Raw genomic sequence first — 26734 nt, 5'->3', positions numbered from 1 at the left:
TTGTAGTCATTAACCCTCAATCAATCTCTTTTAAAGAAATATCCTCCAATACGCTTTTGCTCAACCGTTAACATAATCTGGCTTCACTGGTTTGTTCCGTTTGTTCTACTGCGTTCAAGGTTTCATCCAGTTGATTTACTGTACTGGTATTAAGCTTGATAGGCGACAAGCTTTGGGTAAACAATGCAGCTATAACATAACCGATACCCAACGTCCCTAATGCAAGCAATATATTAGCCATTAATTCTTTGTATCCCCTATGCTCGCTAAGAACCCCTTTACGCTGTTCGCGAATCTCATGAGTTGCCTGTTCTTTAAATTCGTTAATATCGATCATTCCCTCTTTATACATTTGCGAATAACTCATGAGTCTTTGAACTAATTGGCAGGCAGCACCATAAGGCTTTTTTACCTCATCATCAAGTTCCAGAGGATAACGTTTATGAAACTCATCGCGCTTAATGACCAATTGTTTGACTAACCTATCAAACTGATGCAGTTGCAGTTCCCGCGCCTTCATTTGTTTAATATCCAAATCCTGCTTTGTGACCTTATCGGATTGAGAGGAATCGGCCTGTACAGTACTCGTTGCATGCTCAGAAGAAGCAGATCCCCGGCTAGAGACAGGATCCGAAGTACACGTTACAGCAGACGGTCTTTTATGCTTTTGCCATGAACTTATTTTAGAAACCAAATGCCTCACTACTGATTCATTAACCTCAGAGCCATTAGTTTCTGCTCCAGCATTATCTTTATGGGATGCATTCGGTTGAGGCTCAGTGATTACTGTGTTATTACCGGAAGGATTGGCGTTTGTTACCCTGACGGCTTCATCAGTGTTCAACTCATTTTTTGGTTCTGTTCGGGAAAATTCCTGCTTTTTTCTTTGCAGATGTTGGGCTATTTCTTTCTCTAGTTTAATAATTTTATTTTGTGCTGATGGATGCTTGGTAATATGCCTTAGTACTGAAGGGGTATCGGTATTAATTTGAGAATGATGCTGAATCAAGGAATTTAAATTATCCGAACTGTGACAATGTTTCAGTTCATGTTTCATTCTCTCAAGAGCTTGAAACAAAGAATTAAAAACTAACTCATCAATACGATTCATGAGTTTGTTCAGATCTTTATTTATTTGTTGATCCGCTTGAATTAACTGAATATCGCGGTCAAATTTTAACTGAACCGCATCATAGCGGATAATTATCGATTTCAGCACATCCAGGCTGTGTGAATTTTTCAATTCTTCTTTAATACCTACCAATTTTTTAAACACTACATCAAACGTATTTTTATCTGCATTGTGTACCTTTGGCATAATACAACTCCCTTTATATTAATACATTGGTATAGACAACATCTTGTCAGAATCACTCCCACAATTGCTTTGATGCAACTCTGAAAGTTACTTCAAGCACATCAAATCAGTCAAACCAAGTCAAGAGAAATTAATACTTTCATCACGGCTGTCCCATTAAAAATGTGACGTCTTTCCGAGCGCAGCGAGGAATCTCCTGAAAATTGGCACAATCTGAATTAATGCATTAATTATCATTACCTTTTAAACTCTTGATATGATTTTAATGGCCGCATTGTAATGGGATCGTGCAACCTTGCAGGAGATTCCTCGCTACGCTCGGAAAGACGTCACATTTTTAATGGGACAGCCATGATACTTTCATCCAGAGCCAATCTTTATATAAATGAAATTGAATCAGATGAGGAACTGATTATGCTTCAATTTTCTGATTTCTACCTTAAGGAACCTTGCCATCCAATATCACTCTTTTGGAGGCCTGGCACAGAATCAAAAAATGCGTCATTTAACAGACGTAATCAAGCCCCAATAGTGCTGTTTGCAAATTCATGGAACTTAATGAAACCTTCCATGGGGATGTATCAGGATGATATCCGGGATAATAAGTCCTACCAAAGCTGTAAGTTGAGGACGATGCATATAAATAGCGATATTCTGCGAACAATGAAACACGATGGCAGGATTTTTATGAATTTATCCATAAATTCATAACTAATTGATTGCCCGTTTTTATTTTATAATTCTTATCATCGGCAATATCGTTTTTATTATTCCAAAAAACTGTAAGATATAAATAATCAAAACAATTAAAACCAAAAGGTTAAGCAAACTCTTTATAGCACCTGGCATTGGAATGAATGCATTAATTATCCATAGACCCACACCAAAACATATTATTAGTGCGATTAAATTCATTAGATCGTTCATAAATATCCTTATTACCTGGAATCTAAGAAAATTATAGCACAAAAGACTCATAATGTACCAATAACGACCAATAATTGGTAGTTTATACCAATCCATAACAATCGCTGAAGAACAGTTTCAAATATGGAACAAAAATAAAGTGTGTTGACAATATTGATTTAATGAATAAAAAACGTCATCCCGAACACAGTGCATTAGTGTCCAGAAACAATGAGCTTCTTTCGATCTAATCCCCTCTCTACCGCGCGTAGCGTGGGGGAGAGGGTTTAAATACTTGCGCGCAAAAACGTGCTCTTTCAGTTTAGCGTCTGTAACACCGCTTGTGATGACGAAGTTATCCTAATGATTAGGGAATAATAGAATAAATATAGAAGGTCCTTGTTAATCCGCACCAGGTCTAATCTTATTTTTTCTCTTTCAACAAATCACGGATTTCTGTCAAAAGAACCTCTGCAGTAGTCAATTTAGGCTCTTGGTCTTCTTCCTTTTTCCGTAACAGATTGATAAATTTTACTGCGATAAAAATAGAAAATGCGATAAGGGTAAAATCGATGATGGTTTGTAAAAATGCCCCCCATTTAATCACCGCATGACCAACTGTCAGGGACTCACCAGCAATATTGATGCCGCCAATGATCAGGCCAATAAATGGCATGATAATCCCATCAACCAAAGAGGATATAATCTTGCCAAAAGCGGCACCAATAACCACCGCCACGGCTAAATCAACAACATTGCCACGCATGGCAAATTCTTTAAATTCCTTTAGAAAACTCATTTTATTCTCCTCCTTGAATACATCTGCCTATTCTCCTGCTCAGGATATTTGAAGCCCTCGTCATCCTGAACACCGTGAAGGTTCTGCAAATCCAGACACCCTACTGCGTTCAGGAGATCTCTCCTTTAATCCGGAATGACATTCCCAGTTATATTAGCTATGAACCAGATACCATTGCTCTGATTTCCTGTATTTTTGCATCCAGATCTTCTGGAACTACTCCTCCTCCTTGAGCCATATCATCACGACCACCACCTTTGCCACATAGATGTCTTACTAACATAGCAGCAGATGGAGCTTTTCCTATAATGTTTTTGCTGACACCAGCGATTACATTCATTTTACCTTGATCTACTGCAAATAATACAATTATTGCAGATTCCAACGAAGACTTTAGTTGATCCAAAGTAGTGCGCATGGTTTGACTGTCCATACCATCCAATCGTTTGATTAATAAATTAATTCCATTAATCTGTTCCACATCACCCAGCATATCCGCACCTGATTTCTGGGCTTTCTCACTGAGCAATTTTGCAATTTCCTTTTCCTGCTTTTTATTGTCCTGAATTAATTGCGACAATTTCTCAGACAAACTTCCGGTTGTAGTTTTTAACAGTGAGGCCAGCTCATTTAAAAGAGCCTGTTGTTCATTAACCCAGGCCAGAGCGTAAGAGCCTGTAACCAGCTCAATGCGTCGGACACCACTGGCCACTCCATATTCTGCGATAATCTTGAATAGCCCTATATCTCCCGTTCGACGCGCGTGCGTTCCGCCGCACAACTCTTTGGAAAACTCGCCCATAGATAAAACACGCACTGCTTCTGCGTATTTTTCTCCAAACAAGGCAACAGCACCACTTCGTTTTGCAGTGTCTATATCCATGACTTGAGTCAAGACCTCATTATTCGCCCGAATTTGATCATTCACCAATAATTCAATCTGTTGAATTTGTATAGGAGTCAACGCTTCAAAATGAGAAAAATCAAAACGCGCTCTTTCAGCATCAACTAATGATCCTTTTTGCTGAACATGTTGGCCAACAACTGTTTTTAAAGCGGCATGCAATAAATGAGTTGCCGTATGATTCAATCGTATTGCATCTCGTCGTTGCACATTAATCTGAGCATCAACAGCTTGATTCAATGCCAAACTGCCCATCTCAACCTCGCCATAGTGCACTATAGCCTGTCCCACTTTTTGGGTATCATCGACACGAAACTTAAAGTCTTTTCCACTTAGATAGCCTGTATCGCCAACCTGACCACCGCTTTCAGCATAAAACGGCGTTCCATCCAGAACAACGGCTCCTTTAACTCCGTGACTCAGGCTACTCACTTCTGCGCCATCCTGAAGCAATGCAATAATAGTTCCTTTCATGGTTTCCTGTTCATAACCATGAAATTCTGACTGGTGATCCAGTTGAGTGCTGGCATGATAATCGACAGTAAATTGACTCGCAGCTTGTGACTGTTCTCGTTGATGCTGCATCAGAACATTAAAACCATCCATATCAACTGCCAAACCATGTTCACGCGCAATATCGGCAGTGAGATCGACTGGAAATCCATAGGTATCGTATAGTTTAAAGGCTACCTGACCTGATATTTGTTTTCCCTTAACAGTCTGCATTTGTTCTTGTAATAGTCTTAATCCTTGTTCCAGGGTTCGAGCAAATTGATTTTCTTCCTGAAGCAGTATTTTTTCTATGTGTACTTTAGAGCTTACTAACTCGGGATAAGCATCACTCATTACATCAATCAATGGCTGCACCAATTGAGAAAAAAACGGAGTCGGTAAGCCTAGTTTATTGCCATGACGAACTGCTCTGCGAATAATTCTTCTTAAGACATATCCACGCCCTTCATTGCCGGGAACCACGCCATCGGCAATTAAAAAAGAACACGAACGGATGTGATCTGCAATCACTTTTAATGAGGTATGATTGATGTCGATATCAATACCCAGTTTGGCAATGGCATGAATCAGGTATTGAAAACTATCAATTTCATAGTTGCTATGAACACCCTGCACAACTGCTGCCAGCCTCTCCAATCCCATGCCTGTGTCTACTGAAGGTTTCGGTAATGGATGCAGGATCCCGTCTTTATCCCGGTTGAACTGCATGAAGACCAGATTCCAGATCTCTATGTATCGATCACCATCCTCCTCGGGACTTCCTGGGGGTCCACCAGCAATGTCTGGGCCGTGATCATAAAATATTTCCGTACATGGGCCACAGGGTCCAGTATCACCCATAGACCAAAAATTATCTTTTTCTCCACAACGGGAAAACCGTTCGGCAGAAACGCCCATTTCTTTTAACCAGATGTCTTCCGCTTCCTGATCATCCTTATAAACGGTAATCCACAAACGTTCTGCCGGTAATCGCAAAACTTGAGTTAAAAAATCCCAAGCAAATTTAATCGCTTCTCGTTTAAAGTAATCACCAAAACTAAAATTGCCTAACATTTCAAAAAAAGTATGATGGCGAGCCGTGTAGCCTACGTTCTCCAAATCATTGTGTTTGCCGCCAGCCCGAACACAACGCTGCGCACTCACTGCTCGCTGATAAGCTCGGGTTTCAAGCCCTAAAAATAAATCTTTAAATTGCACCATTCCTGCATTGGTAAATAACAGCGTAGGATCATTAGCGGGTATTAATGAGCTTGACTCAACCAAGTGATGACCATGTTGTGCAAAATAATCAAAGAATGCCTTTCTAATTTCAGAACTTTTCATTTTCTACGACTTACCATTTAAGTTAATTGAATTATCTCTATTGAATCACGTTCATTTGACGCATGAAGACACCCTTTACTGTCGAAAAAGGACGCATCAAAAATTACTTTAACTCGTTTACGACCGTGGTAATAACATCCATACCAAACCCACGATAAAGCAAAAAGCGTTTTAGTTTCTGTTGTTCGTTAAAATCCAAATCCGTACGTCCCTTACATTTTTTTTCCCAAACTGCCAGAGCATAACTGCCCCAATTATCTCGCTCTTTAGCTAATTCAGAGTGTATGAGGTCCCGATCCACTCCTTTGCTTGCTAATTCCTGCATGATTTTTAATGGACCATATCCCTGACGAATTCGTAGACGGATAAACTCTTCTACAAAACGAACATCATTTTGTAAACCGAGTCGTTTGCAAGCATCCAGAGCATTATTAATTTCAGCTGAATCAAAATCCTTTTGTTCCAGCTTTTTATACAGTTCCATAGCGCCATGTTCACGCCTGCTGAGCAGGCGTATGGCACTATCAAATGCTTTAGTCATCAATGCTCTCAAAACTGTCTTCAGTCGCAGTAGCTAACATCGGCAGATTTTTTTCTAACAATTCAGAACGAATTTGTTGTTCAAGAACAGCAGCAATCTGAGGATTATCCTTCAAATACAACCGGACATTCTCTTTACCCTGACCAATTTTTTCTTGTTTATAACTGTACCAGGCTCCTGATTTTTCAATCAGATTCAATTGAACACCCAGATTGATAATTTCACTTTCACGAGAGATACCTTCGTTGTATAAAATATCAAATTCAGTCATTTTAAAAGGCGGGGCAACTTTATTTTTAACTACTTTCACCCGTGTTTCACTACCTAAGATTTCTTCGCCTTTTTTAATTGAACCGATTCTTCGAATATCCAGACGAACCGAAGCATAAAACTTCAATGCATTACCGCCAGTTGTTGTTTCAGGGCTGCCGAACATGACGCCAATTTTCATACGAATCTGGTTAATAAAAATAACCAAAGTGTTAGAGCGTTTAATGTTGGCTGTTAGTTTACGTAAAGCCTGCGACATCAATCGAGCCTGTAAACCGACATGTGCATCACCCATTTCACCTTCAATTTCAGCTTTCGGCGTCAAAGCAGCAACCGAGTCAATAATGACCACATCAACCGCTGCAGAGCGAACCAGCATATCGGTAATTTCCAAAGCCTGCTCACCGGTATCCGGTTGAGAGACCAATAACTCATCCACGTTGACACCCAGTTTTTGCGCATAACTAGGATCTAATGCGTGCTCGGCATCAATAAACGCGGCAGTTCCGCCCATTTTTTGGCATTCAGCAATCACCTGAAGAGTTAACGTTGTTTTACCCGATGATTCCGGACCATAAATTTCAACGATACGCCCTTTAGGCAAACCACCAATTCCCAAGGCGATGTCCAAACCCAATGAGCCTGTTGAAATGGCTTCAATATCGCGGGATACAGTACTGTCTCCCATACGCATTACAGAACCTTTGCCAAATTGCCGTTCAATTTGCAACAGGGCTGCAGATAATGCTTTTTGTTTATTCTCTTCCATAATTCATTCCAAGTAGTAGTGTGCAAGGACAAAATTATCACACAGATATGTGCGGCCGGCAAACTGATTCATCATGTCCTTGCTGCTATTTCCAGCCAAGCGATAACTAAAAATTGAAACCAGTGCCAATTTGATAAATGAAAGAGTACTGAAGCCAGAATGTTACTATTGATTCGGTTTAAGGTTTAATAAGAGAGAGAACGCCCAGCAAAGCCTGTCGACAAGCAGCTTCACGTATTTCATGCCGGGTTCCGGCAAACTGCATTTTCAAAGTTAATGGACTAGAATGATGCATCGCCCAGCCAAAACATACAGTTCCAACAGGCTTCTCAATACTGCCGCCATCCGGTCCGGCAATGCCAGTGACCGATAAAGCAACATGACCAGCACTATGCCGCAAAGCGCCAACCGCCATAGAAGAAGCAACTTCCTCACTGACCGCGCCATACTGGACCAACAACTCTTCAGGAACAGCTAACAGCTCCTGTTTGGCCAAATTACTGTAGGTAACAAAGCCTCGTTCAAACCACATTGAACTGCCGGGGATTTCAGTCAGATAAGCAGCGATTAAACCACCAGTACATGATTCAGCAGTAACCATCTGTCGTGCTGAGTTCTTTAAGTGGGAAGCAATTTCGTTAATTAATGCATTAAGGTCATTCATGGCTGAATCCTGTTAAAGAAAAAACCCCATAAACTGTTTATGGGGTTTCTTAAGGTACCAAAAAAGTTAAAAACTCTTATTGGCTTTGACCTTCAGTAGCAGGTTGTGCAGTACCGGTGTCAGTTTTTCCTGCATCGTCACCTTTAGTTTGTGTTTGGTCAACAGTAGTATCTGTTTTACCATCAGTTGGTTTAGAAGCACCATTATCACCACAAGCGGTTAACAGTACTGCTAAAAATCCAGTTGCAGCTATCATAGCTAAACGATTCATTACCATTCTCCCTATTAGATTTAGATTTTATATAAAATCACTTTAATTCTAGCAAATATTCGCATTAAGTGAAGGACTTATCCTTAATCTATGAAAATTTATATTTAAATCAATGTGCATAATGCTCTGTTAAGGAGCAGAAATCTCTTTACTGACTTACAACCACAGTTTTGTTAAAATCGCGGCATTCTTATTTTGATACGCTTTCATGACCACATCACACACGCCAATGATGCAACAATATTTACGCATCAAATCAGACTACCCAGACATGCTGCTGTTTTACCGAATGGGTGATTTTTATGAGTTATTTTTTGATGATGCCAAACGAGCGGCTCACTTACTGGATCTTACCCTAACTCATAGAGGCCAATCTGCAGGAAAACCTATTCCTATGGCGGGACTTCCATATCATGCAGTCGAAGGCTATCTGGCCAGACTGTTAAAAAAAGGCGAATCAGTAGCCATATGCGAACAAGTTGGTGATCCAGCTACCAGTAAAGGCCCCGTAGAGAGGCAAGTGACACGAATTATTACACCCGGTACAGTAACCGATGAAGCGCTTCTGGATGCCAAAAAAGACAATCTGCTGTTAGCACTGCATCAGCACAAGCATAAAACAGGTTTGGCATGGGTAGACTTAAGCAGTGGCCGCTTTCATTTACTGGAATTAATTGAAGAATCGCACTTGAGTGCAGAACTTAATCGATTACAACCCGCCGAAATCCTCGTTGAGGAATCGTCGAAACTATACGATTACTGCAGCGAATTTACAGTTAAAAGCCGACCGGGTTGGGAATTCAGTTCTGATAGCGCACTGCAACAAGTACGTGAACAATTCTCGGTAACGGATCTGACTGCATTTGGCGAACAAGAACACCCTACCGCTTTAATTGCCGCAGGCGCTTTGCTCTCTTACTTAAAAACAACACAAAAGCAAGCTTTACCCCACCTTACCTCAATGATACTGGAACATTCCCACGATTATCTGCAACTTGACGCAGCCACACAAAAACACCTGGAGCTCATTGAGAATGTTCATGGTGGCAATAATCATACCCTGTTGTCCATTTTAGATCATACAGCCTGTTCCATGGGAAGCCGCTTGTTGAAAAGATGGCTTGGCCGACCTTTAAAGCAGCACAGCCTTATTCAATCCCGCCAACAGAGTATTAAAGAAATTATAAACGCAGAACAGATTGCCTTAATTCATCCTATTCTAAAGCACTGCTGTGATGTTGAGCGTATCGTATCCCGTATTGCGTTAAAATCGGCGCGTCCACGGGATTTGGTAGCCTTACGAAACACCTTGGCATTGCTTCCTGAACTGAAAGAAGCACTAAAAGACAACGAATCACCATTGATCAATCAATTAAAAATACAGATCAGCCCTTTACCCATACTGCACGAGTTATTGACTGCTGCGATAATAGATAATCCGCCCGTGTTAATTCGAGATGGAGGAGTGATTGCCCCAGGATTTGATGAAGAACTGGATGAATTGCAATCCTTAAGCACTCATGCAAACGAAAAATTAATTCATCTGGAGCAAGCGGAAAAACAGCGTACGGGTCTTTCCACACTAAAATTCGGATTTAATAATGTCCAGGGCTACTACATCGAACTCTCAAAAGCTCAAGCAGAAAAAGCACCTACTGAGTACTTGAGAAAACAAACATTAAAAAATGTAGAACGCTACATTACTCCCGAGCTCAAAGTGTTTGAAGAAAAAGTTCTCACTGCCCAGGTCAAAGCTTTAGCCCGGGAAAAATGGCTCTATGACAATTTACTGGTAGAGATACAGGAATACCTTAACGAATTAACAACGCTTGCACAGGCGCTTGCTGAACTCGATGTTCTGTTCACTCTGGCAGAACGGGCGCAAAGTTTAAATTGGAACTGTCCTGAACTGGTAGAAGCCTCAGGGATCACCATTGAATCCGGTCGCCATCCCGTCATAGAACAGCTTGTTCCAGATCAGTTTATTGCCAATAGCGTCTCACTCAATCCCAAGCACAATATGCTGCTCATCACCGGCCCGAACATGGGGGGCAAATCAACCTACATGCGCCAAACCGCATTAATCGTGCTGTTAGCGCACATTGGAAGTTTTGTACCCGCAGATAAGGCAATACTGGGACCTATTGACCGAATTTTTACACGTATCGGTTCAAGTGATGACCTGGCCTCAGGGCGCTCAACCTTTATGGTAGAAATGACTGAAACAGCTCATATTTTAAGACAGGCTACTCATGAAAGTCTGGTTCTTATTGATGAGATTGGGCGTGGAACCAGTACTTATGATGGTATGGCTTTGGCTTTTGCATGCTGTGCATATCTTGCAACAACGCTGAAAGCATATACCCTGTTCTCAACTCATTATTTCGAATTGACCCGTTTACCAGAAGAATGGCCTTGCATACGCAATGTGCATTTGAAAGCCTCTCTGGACACAGGACGAATTATCTTTCTTTATAAAGTAGAAGAAGGCGCCACTGATCGCAGCTACGGACTGGAAGTAGCCGCTCTTGCCGGCATCCCCTCAGAAGTGCTCCACCTCGCTAATCAGCATTTAAGCCATATTCAGGAGAACAAACCACAGTCAACCACGGCCACGGCATCGCCAATCATTGTACCAAAACGATCGCCTGTTTTAGACAAACTGGCACGCATTGATCCCGATAGATTGTCAGCGAGAGAAGCGCTGGATCTGATCTATCAATTAAAAGAACTCGAGGCAGTGGATGCGACATTTTAGTATTGCTGCCATATGAAAAAATTAGCATTTCTCTTTCTTTTTACGATTTGTTTTCCCATTTTGGCTGAGAACACCAAACCACCTGCGTTTAAGATAAATGGAGTTACAGGAAAGGTTCTTGCCAATGTGGAGCAACGCTTAAAAGAACTGCAAGAAGCAAAACCTCTAAACGAACTCAACCTGGATGAGTTACGAATACAGATTATAAAAGCCCTACAACCTTATGGGTATTTCAAAGCTGAAGTCAATGTAGTGTCTCAAAGCAATCGGAATTTGATTATTACTATCCATCCAGGACCTCAGGTTCGTATTGCCTCAATTCATGTTGCGCTTCTGGGAGAAGGTCGTCAAAATCCTTTGCTGCTCAAAACTCTAAGGGAATTACCCATAAAAAAAGGGGAGCCTTTATTTAGTGAACGCTACGATCAAGCAAAACAAAGCCTGTTGAATACGGCTGAAAATCTGGGTTATCTGCACGGATCCTTCCAAAAATCAGAAGTCTTAATTGATGAACAAACGAATACTGCCCGAATTACCCTGATATTTGATACCGAATCGTTGTATTATTTTGGTCAGGTACAATTTGATCCGACCTACATCCGTCCTGAATTGCTTCATCGTTTTGTGCCATTTCAACCCGGCCAGGCTTATTCAACCGATCTTATCCTTAAATTAAACGATAATCTTTCAAACAGTGGGTACTTCAGTTCTGTATTGGTTAAACCTCAGATTAGTGAAAGTGAAACAGTACCAGTGCTTGTTCATTTGCAGCCTGTTTCAAAGTATTCCTATTCAATTGGAGCGGGATATGGCACAGATACAGGTGTTCGTGGACGGGCAGCGCTGCACGTCATTCCTGTTAATCGTAAAGGACATAAATTTAATGCGCTGGCTCAGGGTTCCTTTACCCAGAATGCTCTTCAAGCCCAGTATGTTGTTCCAGGATCAAATCCTGTGGCTGATCAATACAGCCTGACCGGTAACTTTTCCAATCTCAATTACAATACCGGCTACAGTAATGCCTTCCTTTTATCGCTTGGCCAATTACATAATGGAGAACATTTCCAGCGTTCATTATCATTAAACGGGCTTTATGAAAGCTTTCATTATACATTGCAACCAACAACGAATCAGTTTCTTTTATATCCTAAAGCAACCTTTACTTTCACAAAAACAAAAGATCTATTATTCTCACCGTCTGGTTACAATATCAGTATTAATGCCCTTGGCGCCAATAAACTCACACTCTCCAATCTTGATTTTGGTCAGCTCATATTAGATGCTAAAGCAGCACTCATGATAGATTCTATGCGATTACGTCTCTATGGACACACAATACAGGGAATCACGGCAACCCCAAATATTAATCAACTTCCTTTATCTCTGGCTATGCTTCTGGGGGGAACAGACAATTTAAAAGCATATAGTTTTAACTCTATAGGCCCAGGGAGAATTAGTACTTATGCCGGTTTTGAAATTCAAAAAGAAACCTATAAAAACTGGTATCTGCTTGGTTTCTATGATGCCGGAGACGTCTACAATCCAGGACCCCGGACAATGTTATATGATGTGGGGGTCGGTTTAATGTGGGTATCGCCAATCGGCCCAATTAAAGTTGGATTGGCTCAATCAGTCAACAATCAATTACAAAGATTAGGTACCAATCCTCGTTTAGTCATTAATATGGGGCCGGACTTATGATCCAATTTATTAAAAAATTAGTGTACTTCTGCCTTATCCTGATCATCTGTTTGATTGCATTACTCTCATTTTTTCTGACGACCACTCCTGGCTTATATACGGTAATCAGGTTAAGTTCTTTATTTATGCCAGGAACCCTGAAAGTGCATCACATTCAAGGGCGATTATTGAATCAATTTTCTATTGATCAATTAGATTATCATCACAACGCAACACACATCAAAATAAATCAGTTGCAGATCAAATGGCATCTAAGCTCATTGATTCACCCTCAAGTGCAATTGAAGGAATTAAAAGCGAAGTCTATAGAACTGAATGATGGTGTTAACCTGGAGATGCTCACGATTACTGGCGCATTAATGCAACAGAAGATAACAATAGACTCACTCAAATTTAATTATCTTAAAGACGCAGTTTATGGTCATATAAAGCTTGCTCTTGAGGCACCCTATGCCCTTTCAGGCTCCATCTCATTAAATCAAAACAGCTCAAACCAGGCAAAGATTCATGGGACGCTAGGCTTTGGTGGAAACAGTACTCAATTGCGATGGACTGGAGATATTCAAGGTCCTGCATTATTATCTATCAGCGGAAGTCTGAACAACTTGTCAGAGATAGATCAGACCATTAAATGGCGCGATGGCTCATGGCCAGTATCGGAAGACAATCGGATTTACAGTCCGGAAGGAAGATTAAAAATATCAGGGAAGTTACCCGATATTAAGATCGAGCTTAAATCCAAAGTGAACCAAAATCACCAAAATAATTGGCAGATTAACTCAACCATAAAAGGCACCCTACCGCTGAAATGGAACTTTAATGCCTCGATATCTCAAACACAGTCTCCTGAATCTAAAGCAGAAGGAATTCATTCAAATCTGAGCATTACAGGTGAACTTTACGATTTCAACAAAGGAGTTATGTCTCTTACCGTTGCACCCGGTCATTACCAAATGGCAAAAGACAGCCCTCTGCCAATTCTTAAATTTGCAGGAGGCACAGTAAACGTATCGCTGACTCCAAAGGCATTATCGGGTAAAGGAACGTTAAAAATTGATTCCAATACTCAAATGAATCTGAAGTTTAATCTACCTGATTTTAAACTAAACTATGGCATGCCTGATACACAAGCTATTTCCGCTAATCTCACCTTATTAGTGAATTCGTTTGATTTTTTAAAGTCGTTAAGCTCTGACATAACTAACCCCAAAGGACACTTATCTGCCTCACTTATAGCAAAGGGAACGCTCAATAAACTACTGTTTGAAAGTACCCTTAAATTAACTAAAGCCAGTGTCTCCATTCCCAAATTAGGCCTTAATCTAAACCCTATAGAAATCACAGTCCTGGCTAAAAGGAAAAAGTGGGAAGCCAATGGAACAATTCACTCGTCCAACAAAAAGCTTGTGCTCAAAGGACAAGGGGCTATTAGCCCCAATCCAAAGGGTGAGCTGAATCTGCAAGGCGCTGACTTCCCTATAATGAACACCAAAGAATATCAGATCAATATCTCACCGCAGCTTAAATTATCCGCCTCACCAGATCATGTGGCTCTGGCAGGAACTGTCCTCATACCCTATGCCCAGATAAAGCCCCAATCCTTTACCAATAGCCAGACTGTTTCTGATGACATAGTCTTTACAACCCAACAGGAAAAACAATCACCTGCGCCAATGAATACCAGCATAGACATTAAAGTCGAAATGGGGGAACAAGTTGAGCTAACGTTTAAGGGACTTCATGCTACCCTGGCAGGCGCAGTTAATTTGAAACAACTTCCACAAGGACCAATGACCGCCAATGGCGAATTGAACGTAACCCAGGGCGAATATAAAGCCTATGGGCAGGACTTAGCTATTGAACAGGGTGAACTCATTTTCACCGGCGGTCGTCTGGATAATCCGGGAATTAATCTTAGAGCCGCAAAAAAAATCGATACGACATCATCCTCAATCACCAGCTCAAACAAACTTTTTGATTTTAATAATAATAATTTGCAAAATGCGAACTTGCGCGGCAACATCAGCGTAGGAGTTGAGGTCACAGGCCGCTTGAACTCCCCTAAAATCCAGCTATTTTCCAATCCATCAATCCTGTCGCAAGCGGATATATTGTCCATGCTGGTTTTAGGCCGTCCAGCCAGTCAGGCCAACAAAGCAGGAGGACAATTATTATTAGCAGCCATCTCGTCTATGAATCTGGGAACAGGAACTAATGGAGCACAGCTCCTTGATCAATTAAAACAAAATCTGGGCTTTGATCTTAATGTACAAACCAATAGCAATTTTAACCTTGTTACCAATCAGGTCAGCGACAACACAGCTCTGGTCGTAGGTAAAGCCCTGTCCAAACGGATGTATTTGAGTTATAACGTAGGTCTATCTCAAGCCGATCCGAATGTGTTAACACTTAAATATTTACTTAATAAATTTTTAAGTATCCAGGTGAGTAGCAGCGATGCGGGCAATGGCATAGATTTTTTATACACCTCGAATAAATAATTAATAATCTGAATTGCAGATATTTTAGTAAGGATTTTTTATGAGCGATTATACTATTCCCTTGCGGTTAACACGCCTTCGCAGCAGCGCCATGTCACGTGCTCTGGTTAAAGAAACTCGTTTGCATCCTCAGCAGTTTATTGCTCCCCTGTTCATTAGTGAGGAATTAACAGCGCCGAAGGAAATCGCAGCCATGCCGGGTCAATTTCAATTGGATATCGATTCTTTGCCCAAAGAAATCGAGCAGTTAAGTGACTTAGGCATTCCTGCTGTTTTACTTTTTGGAATCCCCAAAATAAAAGATGCATGCGGAAGCGAATCATTTAACGCAGACGGAATCATTCAGCGAGCAATAAAAAAAATCCGTTCAGTGAACTCTGAAATACTAATCATTACTGACCTCTGCTTTTGTGAATACACAGACCATGGTCATTGCGGTGTTTTAAAAGATAAAAAAATTGATAATGACAATACATTGAATTTATTAGGAAAACAGGCTGTAAGTCATGCCGAAGCAGGTGCTGACTGGGTTGCACCCAGCGGTATGACTGATGGTATGGTAAGCGCCGTCAGAACAGCATTGGATGAGGCTGGCTATCAACACATTCCTATTCTAAGCTACAGCGCCAAATACTGCTCCTGTCTTTACGGTCCTTTTAGAGAGGCAGCACAGGGAGCGCCACAATTTGGTGATCGCAAAGCGTATCAAATGGATCCGGCCAATAGCGATGAAGCGCTTAGAGAAACAACCCTGGATCTGGACGAAGGCGCTGATATGATTATGGTCAAACCCGCGGGATTCTATCTTGATATAATCTATAAGCTCAAACAGCACTTCACTGAAGTACCTCTGTGTGCCTATCAAGTCAGTGGCGAATATTCCATGATTAAAACAGCAGCACAAAACAACCTGATTAATGAAGAACAGGCAATCATTGAGAGCTTAACCGCTATAAAGAGAGCAGGAGCGAACTTCATCATTTCTTATTTTGCCAAAGATATCGGCAGAATATTAAAGAAGATTTGATGAAGATCATGTCCGAATTATGGCATAACAGGATGAATAAAGCAGATTGCAGAGGTTAAGACTTGCCTCAGAGATTACAATCCCATATAGTTGAATGGATTGTTTTGTACCATCACTTATAATCTTTAATGGAGATATTAATGAATTTAATGCTTAAAAGTATATCGGCAATCGCTTTCAGTCTGAGTGCCGCAAGCGCTTTAGCAGTTCCAACGTATTTAACAACACACAACAACACTAATGTTGAATCCAATGCCTATGTTGCTGGAACAATTCCATCCCCTTACCCAACTCCAGCCAACTCCACTCGCCAGATATACTGGAATATGGTAAAAATGGCCTGTTTTGGACACACCACAAATGGTAAATGTTCTGCTCTTATAAAAATGGCGACAAACACATCAAGCCCTATTGATATCGGCTATGTAACTATGGAACTGGAAACAGGTGATATCACGCCTAAAGTTCTTTCAGCTAAAGGATATACTCTGACCGTTAATGGTCCTGGTGAAGCAACAATTACCAAGAATTAATAATTCTTCAGAAAATCAGTTCAGTTCTACTCTATGGATTCCGCGGTCACAGCCGCGGAAATTCGAAATTCAGAATGTACTCACATCTCAAGCGAATTCGCGCAGCTGTGACCGCGGCATCCAAGAAATGCCTGTTTGATCGCAAACAGGATCATGGTTTCTCAAGCTTTTAAATCGAAGCTTATAGTTGGGCATAAAATTCTGTTTGCAAGCAAACAGGCTTAACTGAATCCAGGGATCAAAGCCACAGAAATACGAAGTGTAGCATGAGCTCCCATCTCAACCGAATTCCCGCGGCGAAGACCGAGGCATCCAAGAAATGCCTGTTTGCTCGCAAACAGGCTACTTAACTGAATCCTGGGATCAAAGCCACAGAAATCCGAAGTGCAGCATGAGCTCCCATCTCAACCGAATTCCCGCGGCGAAGACCGAGGCATCCAAGAAATGCCTGTTAACTCGCAAACAGGCTACTTAACTGAATCCTGGGATCAAAGCCACAGAAATCCGAAGTGCAGCATGAGCTCCCATCTCAATCGAATTCCCGCGGCGAAGACCGAGGCATCCAAGAAATGCCTGTTAACTCGCAAACAGGCTACTTAACTGAATCCTGCGATCAAAGCCACAGAAATCCGAAGTGCAGCATGAGCTCCCATCTCAATCGAATTCCCGCGGCGAAGACCGCGGGATCCATGATGGTGGCATTGAAGCATTAGATCCCGCGGTCTTCGCCGCGGGATTTCGGCTGGGATTTATTCAACTAGAGCAACTGCTAGATGCTGAGACATAGTTGATCCAATTCAATCTTTCTAGACGTAATATGATCTTGGTTTGCCCGAGATCTCACGATTCCCCAAACAAGTCGTGAAAAATAGACCTGAAAAGAGTAAAATATCAACGGTCCCGAGTACACATTGTGAAATCTACCTTGCACCAAGAGTGGATTGCTGGGTCATTCGCTCCAAACAGCCTGTAACATGTTCACTCCACATGGCTTGGCACTCCTGAAAAATAGCTGTTAATTCATCTGGTGCTTTTTGAAGTGTTTCTTCTGTTGAAATATTAGGCTCAAAGAAGCTTGAGCTATTGATATAAGCAGGATCCTTTAGAATCATGTTCATTTCTTCTCTGCCATGTAAATAAATCGATATCATTTGATCAACAGAAAAACCTGGAATGATATTGGAATTTTCAATCAGAAATGGTGACAAATTTTCTTTCATTAACAAGTACTGCAGAAGAATCATAGAATAAGTGCGGCCAACCCCATCTGTGAAGGGATGATGTAAAACTGAATATTTTATGAATGTAAATATGGCTTTAAGCTTGTCCTCTTCACTTACCGCCCTGCTCAGAGAATTATTAAGCTCAGTGATCAGGTTCTTGGTAACCTTATCAAGAAACTCCGCATTCAATTTTACATCATGAGTTTCATAGTATATTGTAGCTCCATGTTTAATATACTCCATACATTCTTTAGCGAGCTCTTCTGGCTCTCTGTCAGCAAAAGTATTAATTATTTGTAACGCCCCACTTCCTTGTACTATAGCCAATCTTACCCCAGGAATTTGATGCTGTTTCTCAAGTGACTTTAAGTACGTCAGGGATTCAGTTAGTCCAGATATCGTATCAAAATTTGCTGTCATGCCCCATGCCGCAGTACCGTTACGGAACTGTCCAGGTATTTGCTCTATCATATTCTCAACGCCCTTAGTGCTAATTTCATGGAGTCTTTTAATGAACTCATTACTAAGAGGTGCTGGTGAATCGAGATGATCCAAAATAAAGCAAAACCCTTCCGTTACGTGTTTTAAATACCCTGGTTCTGATTGCTCAAAGTTAATCCAAGCAGGTTCATAACCATCACCCTCTATAACATCAATAACCAGTTCATCACCTTTGTCTGTAGCTTTAAATAATTTTATTATGTCTTCAACATAGTGATCTCTAAATGAATCTAAATGATGGATACTCATGTTTTGATTCTTGATAAATTCTTTAATTTCCGCCAAGGGTACATATTCTTTATTTCCAACCAACTTGTAATACAGTTCTCTATATACAAAAGGACGTAGGTCGTATCGGGTTCTTTCAACAAAAAACCTCCAAAATTCCTGCTTGGGAAAATGGGTTAAAAATGATTGAAGATTAGTAGATGGCTCATTACTCGAACCAGCGCTTGGAAAAAAATTTAATCGACTGTACATGATGACTCAAATTAAGCGACTAATGTGTAATATATAGATTAAAAATGAGCAATGATCAATCATGATGCAAGTAGGTATACAACTAATAAGGTATCGTTTTGGAGTAGTACTGGAGCTATTTAGTTTTTTGGCAGGAATACAATTTATAGAAATAAAAAAGCCATGCACAGCATGGCTTTTTAGGCAAAAACCCATATTATTTGGTTGGAGCTGGAACTGGTGGATCAATAGTCCATACCAACTGAGCACCAACTAGGTCTGCACCGGCACTACCACCAGCATTAACATTAAAGGATGAAGTTGTACCAATGTGATCTGTGCGGTTAATTAAAGGATCTTTCGCAGAAAACAAATGTGTATAACCTACATCGACACCTATAGTAGGACGAGCTTGATAATGAGCACCAACAGATAGAGCCCAACGATCAGTATCTGGTAAACGTACGTCTCTATCTATATTATTTGTAGGAGTTGCATCATATCCACCACCAACACGCAGCATTAGATTGGGATTAACGTGGTAATTAGCACCAATTGATGCACGCCAAGTGTCTGAATAATTTTGCTGAGAAACACTGTTCACTTTAACTTGTCTTACAGGATTTACTGCCGTATTAGGAGCAGCAACATTATTCAGTTCAATTGTACGCAGTGTACTCCAGTTGGTATAGACAACAGAAGCCAATAATGCAATGGTTTCATTAACATCGTGATATCCACTCACAGTCACAATATCCGGCAAATCAATTACATTACTGTTCAAATCATCAGAACGGAACATGGAATTGACATTTGCAGCGAAAGGATTAGCAAGTGACAACGTAGGATCAGCCAACTTTCCACCAAGGATACTGTAACCATGGAAATGGTGTCTTACTTTGGATTGATAGTTCACACCCAGGCGTGTATGGTTGTCATTGAACATAGCCATTGCGCCAGCATGGAATCCAACTCCAAAAGATTGGCCTTTATTATAGCTTTGAGAGTCCAGTATATAAGGTGATAATCCAGGAACACTTACATTCTGATAAAGTGTAGGAGTGCCTAGCATGCGATTAAACTTAACTCGCGCATACTGCAGATCAATACCACCACCTATAGAAAAGTTCTCTGTCAATCGTCCACCAATTTCAGGCGAAATATTGGTAGTAATCAATTCAGTGAAGGTTGCTTGATATCGAACAGCAGATAATGGATCCCAGCTAGTAGCCAATCCAAAAGGTGAAACCATACTGATACCAATAGTTGCATTTTCACCTATTGGTTTAGCATAATGGAACGAAGGTACAAAACCATTTTCACCACCTTCAAGGCCATTAAACGTCTGAACGTAGTCTCTTAATCCATTAGTTTGGAATGTACTGGTGCCATTCAGTTTGGCAGTTGGGAATACTCCAACGCCACCAAATACTGCTTGCTGGTTCCGAATAAGTACTAAACCAGCTGGGTTATACCATCCAATGGATGCGTCCCCTGCTTCAGCTGCAATACCAGCAGCAAAGTTACCTGTAGCAGCTGCGCTGCCTTCAGTATACAGAGAAAATCCACCAGCATGTACGGTGTTTGTCGCCAGAACTCCAAGTATTGAAGCGCTTACTAGCGTTCTTAGGGGTTTGTGCATTTTGTTCACTCCAAACTCGTTAATTTGAATTGCTACTAAATTTTAAATCAAGTTCGATAATAAATGAATTTACTCTTAATTCAAACGTTTCAGTTAAAATATTTATGTTTATATTCAATAAGTAACAATTATAAAACCACAGTGACCTTAAAACGCCCATGATGAGCAATATATCTCACCAACGATTCTTACAATTTTACTGAAATACTTGTGCAACTCAATTACTCCATGTTAATGTGTTTTATTTTTGAGCGGAATACAATCATGCAACACATCGTCACTAAATTTGGTGGAACTAGTGTTTCATCACGAGCCACTTGGAATAATATTGCAGCTATTACCAAAAAGCATTTAATGACTGGTGTACAGCCTGTTATTGTCTGCTCTGCACTAACACAGATATCCAATAAGCTGGAGAAAGCGATTGAAGCAGCGCTGCTGGACGAACACCACAGCATATTTATAGATATTCAAAACAGCCACTTTAAACTCGCAGATGAACTGGAAGTCAGTCCGGAACTAATTCGCGATGAATTAAACCAATTAAACCAATGGTTAACTGGTATTGCATTGCTCAAGCAAGCACCAGCCAAAACACATGCTCAAATTTTAAGCCTTGGCGAACTGATGATGACTCGACTTGGGCATGTTTTTTTACAAAATCAAGGAATCAATAATAAGTGGTACGATGCCAGAGAACTGCTTATCACCACCCCGGTTCACGGTGGGGAATCAGTTAATTATCTTTCTGCTCGCTGCGAGAGTGAATACGATCCTGATTTAATTGAAAAATTTCTGAGCAGTGGAGCGCAAGCAATAATTACTCAAGGATTTTTTGCTTCGAACGCTCATGGCGAAACGGTATTATTAGGACGCGGTGGCTCAGACACATCAGCAGCGTTGCTTGCTGGAAAATTACATGCAGCATCCTGCGAAATATGGACTGATGTTCCAGGAATTTATACGGCGAATCCTCACCAATTACCTCATGCCCGCTTACTTAAACAGCTAAACTACGATGAGGCGCAGGAAATTGCTTCCATGGGAGCAAAGGTACTTCATCCTAATTGCATACCGCCAGTCCGTCGAGCCAATATTCCGATGGTTGTTAAATATACTCAATTGCCTGAACATTCGGGTACCCGGATAACCAAAGACATTGATGAGTCAGCACCATTAATCAAATCGATCCAGGTAAAGCACAGCATCCTGCTGATTTCAATTGACACCCTTAACATGTGGCAGCAAGTAGGATTTCTTGCCGATGTATTTGCGGCGTTCAAAAAGCATGGTTTTTCAGTTGATTTACTGTCTTCTTCTGAATTTAACGTCACACTGTCTCTTGATAATAATGCAAAAATGTACGACAGACCGGCAATTAATACCCTTCTGTCTGAGTTAAATGAGTTTGGCCGTGCCAAATTGATTGAACCTTGCAGCGCAGTCAGTCTTGTAGGTCATCATATTCGAACCGTATTACCTCATCTGGGATCTGCACTGGAAGTATTTGATGCCAAACAAGTCTATCTCATGTCACTTGCATCGAATGATTTAAACCTGACTTTTGTGGTAGATGAATCACAAGCAGACAAACTCTGCCAAAAACTGCATCATTTGTTGATAGAAAGCAATCCGCAAATATTTTATTACTCCAAAAGCTGGCACGAAGAGTTTGGCAAGCCGAATGTACGACCCACTCCATGGTGGGAGTCTGAACGTGACCGTTTGTTATCGGCGAGCACAGCACATTCCCCCTGCTATGTTTATCATAGCCCTACCCAGGCAAATCGTGCGAGGCAGTTACTTGATTTACAATCAATTGATAAGTTATTTTACGCCATCAAGGCGAACCCCTATCCTTCTATCTTAAAAACCCTGGAAAAAGAAGGTGTCGGTTTTGAATGCGTCTCCATTCAAGAGCTTGAATTGGTACTGAATTTATTCCCAAATATCAATAAAGAAAGAATATTATTTACTCCAAACTTTGCACCAAAGGCTGAATATGAGTTTGCTCTTTCAATAGGTTGCCACGTCACCATTGACAGTTTATATCCTTTTGAACATTGGCCAGAATTATTTAAAAATCGTGAAGTAATCGTTCGTATTGATCCGGGAGCCGGAGCTGGCCACCACAAACATGTTTCAACAGGGGGAAATGAATCTAAATTTGGCATCACCCAAAATGATGTTGGACATATCATTTCCTTGACTAAAAAACATAATATAAAAGTCATAGGACTTCACGCCCATTCCGGAAGCGGAATTCTAACCCCCGACTTGTGGCAACAAACTGCATTAATGCTCGCCTCATTAACCGAGCAGTTTCCTCATGTTCGAACCATCAATTTAGGTGGCGGTTTAGGTATTGTCGAAAAACCAGGTCAAAATCCCATTGATTTTACAGCTCTTGATGCTTCGTTACTGGCTGTAAAATCTCGATACCCAGAGCTGCAACTTTGGTTAGAACCAGGTCGTTTCTTTGTCGCCGAAAGCGGAGTTATTCTTGCAAAAGTCACTCAATGCAAAGAAAAAGGAAAAGTTAAATTCATTGGCATAGAAACTGGAATGAACTCATTGATTAGACCTTCATTGTACGGTGCCTATCACGAAATCGTTAATTTAACGCGCCTTTATGAAGAAAAAGCAGGGTTTTCACACATTGTAGGCCCCATATGCGAATCCGGGGACACTCTTGGTTATGACCGTCTATTACCAGTCACCACAGAAGGTGATGTATTATTGATAGCCAATACAGGCGCCTATGGCCACTGCATGAGTTCTCATTATAATTTAAGACCACCTGCTCAGGAAATTGTTCTGGAATAATGGCATGACGCTTGTTGATAGCGAACAAAGGAACAGAGCCACCGATCCTCGTACCTCATTTATTGTACAGGCTCCTGCTGGGTCCGGTAAAACAGAAATACTGACCCAGCGCTATCTGAGGCTATTAAGCACGGTTAACTCTCCAGAACAAATCGTTGCGTTAACGTTTACCCGTAAAGCAGCTACTGAAATGCGTGAAAGGATAATCCTCGCATTGCAGCAAGCAGCTTTAAATAAACCGGCTACAAGTCCACATCAACAGCTTACGCTGAATTATGCACATGAAGCCTTAATCCGTAGCAACCAATTCAATTGGGATTTGCTTGAACAACCCAATCGTTTAAAAATTATTACTATAGATTCGTTATGCCAAAGTATTAATCAGGCAATACCTCTATTGGAAAAGCAAATTGCCTACGCTCAGATCACGGATACTCCCGAACGGTATTATCTTAAGGCCGCTCGGAATTGCATACAGTTTGCCATGGAGACTCCGGAGTATCAGCAATCAATTAAAACCTTATTAATTCATGTAGATAACAGACAAGAGCGACTGATTGAATTATTTAAATCACTTTTAGGACAAAGAGACCAATGGCTTACCCCGTTATTTCAAGCCCGCGCTCAAGATAAATCGGCTTTTGAAGATGCCTTACGATTCATAGAACAACATGAATTATCTCGCTTTAGAGATAGTCTGCCCTTCACTCTGTCAGAGCGACTAATAGCGCTTGCACGCACTGTGGCTTCAGCTGAAAATAATCCGGATTCGCCCCGTTTTGTTCTTAGAGACTGGTATGACTTTCAACAATCCAGTCCGGATATATGTGCTGCACTGTGTCAATTGCTTCTGGATAGCTCCCTTTCGATTCGCAACAGCTTTGATCATCATGTTGGATTTTTAAAGCAGTACTATAGCGCGGAAGACTACAAAAGATTAAAAATGGAAAGCACTGAGCTTCTTGCTGCATTAAAAGAATATCCTGATTTCCTGGACGCGCTGTTACAAGTCAGAAATGTACCCAATCCAGAATATGACCCTGAACAATGGGAAGTTCTTCAGGCATTATTTGTCTTATTGCCTCTCCTGGCCGGTTATCTTCAAGTATTGTTCAGTGAACAAAATGAGGTCGATTTTACAACCATTTCACACCAGGCAATAACGGCATTAGGTGAAGCGGATAATCCAACGGACTTGGCTTTATACCTGGATAATGCAATTCATCATCTGTTAATCGATGAATTCCAGGACACCTCTTTATCTCAGTTTGAGCTGATTACCCGATTGGTTCAGGGCTGGTTGCCTGACGATGGCAAAACCTTATTTCTCGTAGGTGATCCCATGCAGTCAATCTACCGCTTTCGTCAGGCTGAGGTCGGCTTATTTTTTCGCGCAAAAGAACAAGGTATTGGACCAGTATCGTTGGAGTCTCTGGAACTAAGCTGTAATTTTCGATCCAGCGCACCTATAGTGAACTGGGTAAACAGCCAGTTCTCCAAAATATTTCCTCAACAAATTGATATCGAATCGGGAGCTGTTTCTTTTCATCCGTCGGTAAATGTACTAGGCAATGATGCATCAAGCGTTATCCATGCCATGCAATGTGAACACAGAGAACACGAAGCTTCGCTAATGATTCAGGTTATTCAAAATGAATTAAAAACAAACCCGGATGATAGTGTTGCTATTTTAGTCCGTTCACGATCGCAATTAACCGATATTATGAATTTGCTTCGTCAATACAAAATACCCTATCAAGGTACGGACATTGATTTGTTGACCAATCTGGTTCATTTACGAGATGCCTGGTCTTTGACTCAAGCCTTATTAAATCCAGCTGACCGTCTGGCATGGCTTTCAGTGCTTCATGGCCCCTATTGTGGCTTGTCTTTAAGTGATATTCATTTGATCGCTCAACATAACATCAAGAAATCTGTTTATAGCGCCTTATTACAATTAGATAAAATACATGGTTTAAGTGATGAGGGAACAATTCGCGCCCAGTATTTTACTCAGGTGATGCATCAATCACTCGCTCATCGTTATCAGTTCACCCTTTCGGAATGGGTGAGGAAAACACTGACCTATCTTTTTATTGATAAAATTTTGAGCCAAAGCCAATTAAATGATCTGGAACAATTCTGGATTTTAATTGATCGTTATGAACAAAAAGGTCGGTTACCTGATATAGAAGAATTTTTCCTGGAATTCAAAAAACTCTATTCACAGCAGACTACCCCATCACAATTACACGTCATGACCATCCACAAATCCAAGGGATTGGAATTTGATACCGTTATTTTGCCTGGATTAGGTACTCAACTGAAACGAGTGGATCAACCCATGTTACGATGGCTTAAACTGCCAACCGAAAATCAAAACGATCTCTTGCTGGTCTCTCCCATCAAAGCAGCACATCAGGAACATTGTCCTTTGTACGACTATCTAAACCAACTGGATGAGGCAAAAAATCAATATGAGGCACAACGAGTACTGTATGTTGCCGTAACGAGAGCCAAATCCCGATTGTATTTATTTGATAGCTCATCGAAAACATCAAAGTCTTCATTTCGTAGCTTGCTTAAAAATCAGGAGTTTAATACATGCCAGGAAGAAGAGCACTCCGACAAAACGGAATATTCTGCACCTGAATTAGTAAAGCTTCCATTAAACTGCTATCAAAAATCCAATGTTGAATCCATTAGTCCTACCAATCCCCCACCCAAAGAACTTATAACGGGAATACCAAGACTGACTGGAATCGTAGTTCACCAAATGTTGCAATGGATTTGTGACCATCACCCGCATAACATAGATCATGTTCCATGGAATCTGGCACAACGTGAATTGAAACAATTAGGATTTGAAGAAGAGGCTCAGTTATCCGCTTTATCGGTAATCAAAACTCAGATTACTCAATTGTTTCAGGATGAAACAGGTTCATGGATTATAGCCCGGCATGATGAAGAACAGAATGAATACGAATTATTGGTGGAACATCAAAACCGTTTGGTGACCCGAATTATTGACCGAATATTTGTTGAGCAATCGAATCTGTGGATCATCGATTTCAAAACAGGAAAAGAAGATGAACCTACATTAACCCAACATCAACAACAGCTGAATGAATACGCGTATCATTTATCAAGCCGCTACATGCTTCCCATTCATTGCGGCCTGTACTATCTGACCAACAATCATTGGATTCATTGGCAATACGAACCCGTGGCAAGTTCATAATAGAATTTAAAATAGGATAGCCCCATGAACAATAAGAGAGTTCC

The 26734-nt window shown here is 40.9% G+C and carries 17 protein-coding genes; 7 read left to right on the top strand and 10 right to left on the bottom strand.

Annotation, left to right across the window (positions count from 1 at the left end; translation table 11 throughout):
* Nucleotides 1–67: 67 nt before the first annotated feature.
* The 8 genes from ELY21_RS06410 to ELY21_RS06375 all read right to left on the bottom strand — a co-directional run bounded on the left by ELY21_RS06410 (nt 68) and on the right by ELY21_RS06375 (nt 8278).
* Nucleotides 68–1318 (bottom strand): hypothetical protein, encoded by a 1251-nt coding sequence (locus ELY21_RS06410; protein ID WP_127107953.1) that lies wholly within the window; start codon nt 1316–1318, stop codon nt 68–70.
* Nucleotides 1319–2047: 729 nt separating this feature from the next.
* Nucleotides 2048–2245, bottom strand: a complete 198-nt coding sequence (locus ELY21_RS15830) for a Thivi_2564 family membrane protein (protein WP_028383022.1) — start codon at nt 2243–2245, stop codon at nt 2048–2050.
* 403 nt (nt 2246–2648) lie between these two features.
* The gene (gene mscL, locus ELY21_RS06400; RefSeq protein WP_127107951.1) at nt 2649–3023 is read right to left on the bottom strand and encodes a large-conductance mechanosensitive channel protein MscL; all 375 of its coding nucleotides are present in this window, start codon (nt 3021–3023) and stop codon (nt 2649–2651) included.
* Nucleotides 3024–3180: 157 nt separating this feature from the next.
* Nucleotides 3181–5763: an alanine--tRNA ligase gene (gene alaS / locus ELY21_RS06395; protein WP_127107948.1), complete on the bottom strand. Its 2583-nt coding sequence runs from the start codon at nt 5761–5763 to the stop codon at nt 3181–3183.
* Nucleotides 5764–5866: 103 nt separating this feature from the next.
* Nucleotides 5867–6304: a recombination regulator RecX gene (gene recX / locus ELY21_RS06390; protein WP_127107946.1), complete on the bottom strand. Its 438-nt coding sequence runs from the start codon at nt 6302–6304 to the stop codon at nt 5867–5869.
* A complete protein-coding gene (gene recA, locus ELY21_RS06385) occupies nt 6297–7343 on the bottom strand; it encodes a recombinase RecA (RefSeq protein WP_028383026.1) in 1047 nt (348 codons plus the stop codon). The genes recX and recA overlap by 8 nt, the downstream gene beginning before the upstream one ends.
* 178 nt (nt 7344–7521) lie before the next feature.
* On the bottom strand, nt 7522–8007 hold the full coding sequence (locus ELY21_RS06380) for a CinA family protein (RefSeq protein ID WP_127107944.1): 486 nt from the start codon (nt 8005–8007) through the stop codon (nt 7522–7524).
* 76 nt (nt 8008–8083) lie between these two features.
* Nucleotides 8084–8278: a hypothetical protein gene (locus ELY21_RS06375; protein ID WP_028383028.1), complete on the bottom strand. Its 195-nt coding sequence runs from the start codon at nt 8276–8278 to the stop codon at nt 8084–8086.
* A 208-nt stretch (nt 8279–8486) separates the two neighbouring features.
* Here ELY21_RS06375 and mutS point away from each other — a divergent pair, with 208 nt between their 5' ends.
* From mutS to ELY21_RS06350, 5 genes are all read left to right on the top strand, one after another.
* Nucleotides 8487–11036 (top strand): DNA mismatch repair protein MutS, encoded by a 2550-nt coding sequence (gene mutS, locus ELY21_RS06370; protein WP_127107942.1) that lies wholly within the window; start codon nt 8487–8489, stop codon nt 11034–11036.
* 12 nt (nt 11037–11048) lie between these two features.
* Complete coding sequence (locus ELY21_RS06365) at nt 11049–12737, top strand: autotransporter assembly complex family protein (protein WP_127107940.1); 1689 nt, start codon at nt 11049–11051, stop codon at nt 12735–12737.
* Nucleotides 12734–15238 (top strand): translocation/assembly module TamB domain-containing protein, encoded by a 2505-nt coding sequence (locus tag ELY21_RS06360; protein ID WP_127107938.1) that lies wholly within the window; start codon nt 12734–12736, stop codon nt 15236–15238. Before ELY21_RS06365 ends, ELY21_RS06360 begins: the two co-directional genes overlap by 4 nt.
* Before the next feature lie 40 nt (nt 15239–15278).
* A complete protein-coding gene (hemB, locus tag ELY21_RS06355; RefSeq protein ID WP_127107936.1) occupies nt 15279–16265 on the top strand; it encodes a porphobilinogen synthase in 987 nt (328 codons plus the stop codon).
* Nucleotides 16266–16405: 140 nt separating this feature from the next.
* Nucleotides 16406–16798: a hypothetical protein gene (locus ELY21_RS06350; RefSeq protein WP_127107934.1), complete on the top strand. Its 393-nt coding sequence runs from the start codon at nt 16406–16408 to the stop codon at nt 16796–16798.
* Between the two features lie 920 nt (nt 16799–17718).
* On the opposite strand, the gene ELY21_RS06345 is transcribed toward ELY21_RS06350, so the two are convergent.
* Nucleotides 17719–19002 carry a hypothetical protein gene (locus tag ELY21_RS06345; RefSeq protein ID WP_127107932.1) on the bottom strand — a complete coding sequence of 428 codons (1284 nt, stop codon included), beginning with the start codon at nt 19000–19002 and terminating at the stop codon, nt 17719–17721.
* Between the two features lie 196 nt (nt 19003–19198).
* Nucleotides 19199–20632: an OmpP1/FadL family transporter gene (locus tag ELY21_RS06340; RefSeq protein ID WP_199741654.1), complete on the bottom strand. Its 1434-nt coding sequence runs from the start codon at nt 20630–20632 to the stop codon at nt 19199–19201.
* A gap of 255 nt (nt 20633–20887) precedes the next feature.
* Between ELY21_RS06340 and ELY21_RS06335 the strand changes: the two genes are divergently transcribed.
* Complete coding sequence (locus ELY21_RS06335; protein ID WP_127108084.1) at nt 20888–23449, top strand: bifunctional aspartate kinase/diaminopimelate decarboxylase; 2562 nt, start codon at nt 20888–20890, stop codon at nt 23447–23449.
* 4 nt (nt 23450–23453) lie between these two features.
* Nucleotides 23454–26690, top strand: coding sequence for an exodeoxyribonuclease V subunit beta (locus ELY21_RS06330; protein ID WP_127107928.1), 3237 nt, complete (start codon nt 23454–23456; stop codon nt 26688–26690).
* Nucleotides 26691–26734 lie beyond the last annotated feature (44 nt).

The sequence above is a fragment of the Legionella sp. km535 genome, from assembly GCF_003990085.1.
Classification (GTDB): Bacteria; Pseudomonadota; Gammaproteobacteria; order Legionellales; family Legionellaceae; genus Legionella; species Legionella moravica.
This window is presented reverse-complemented; position numbering and strand designations above follow the sequence as displayed.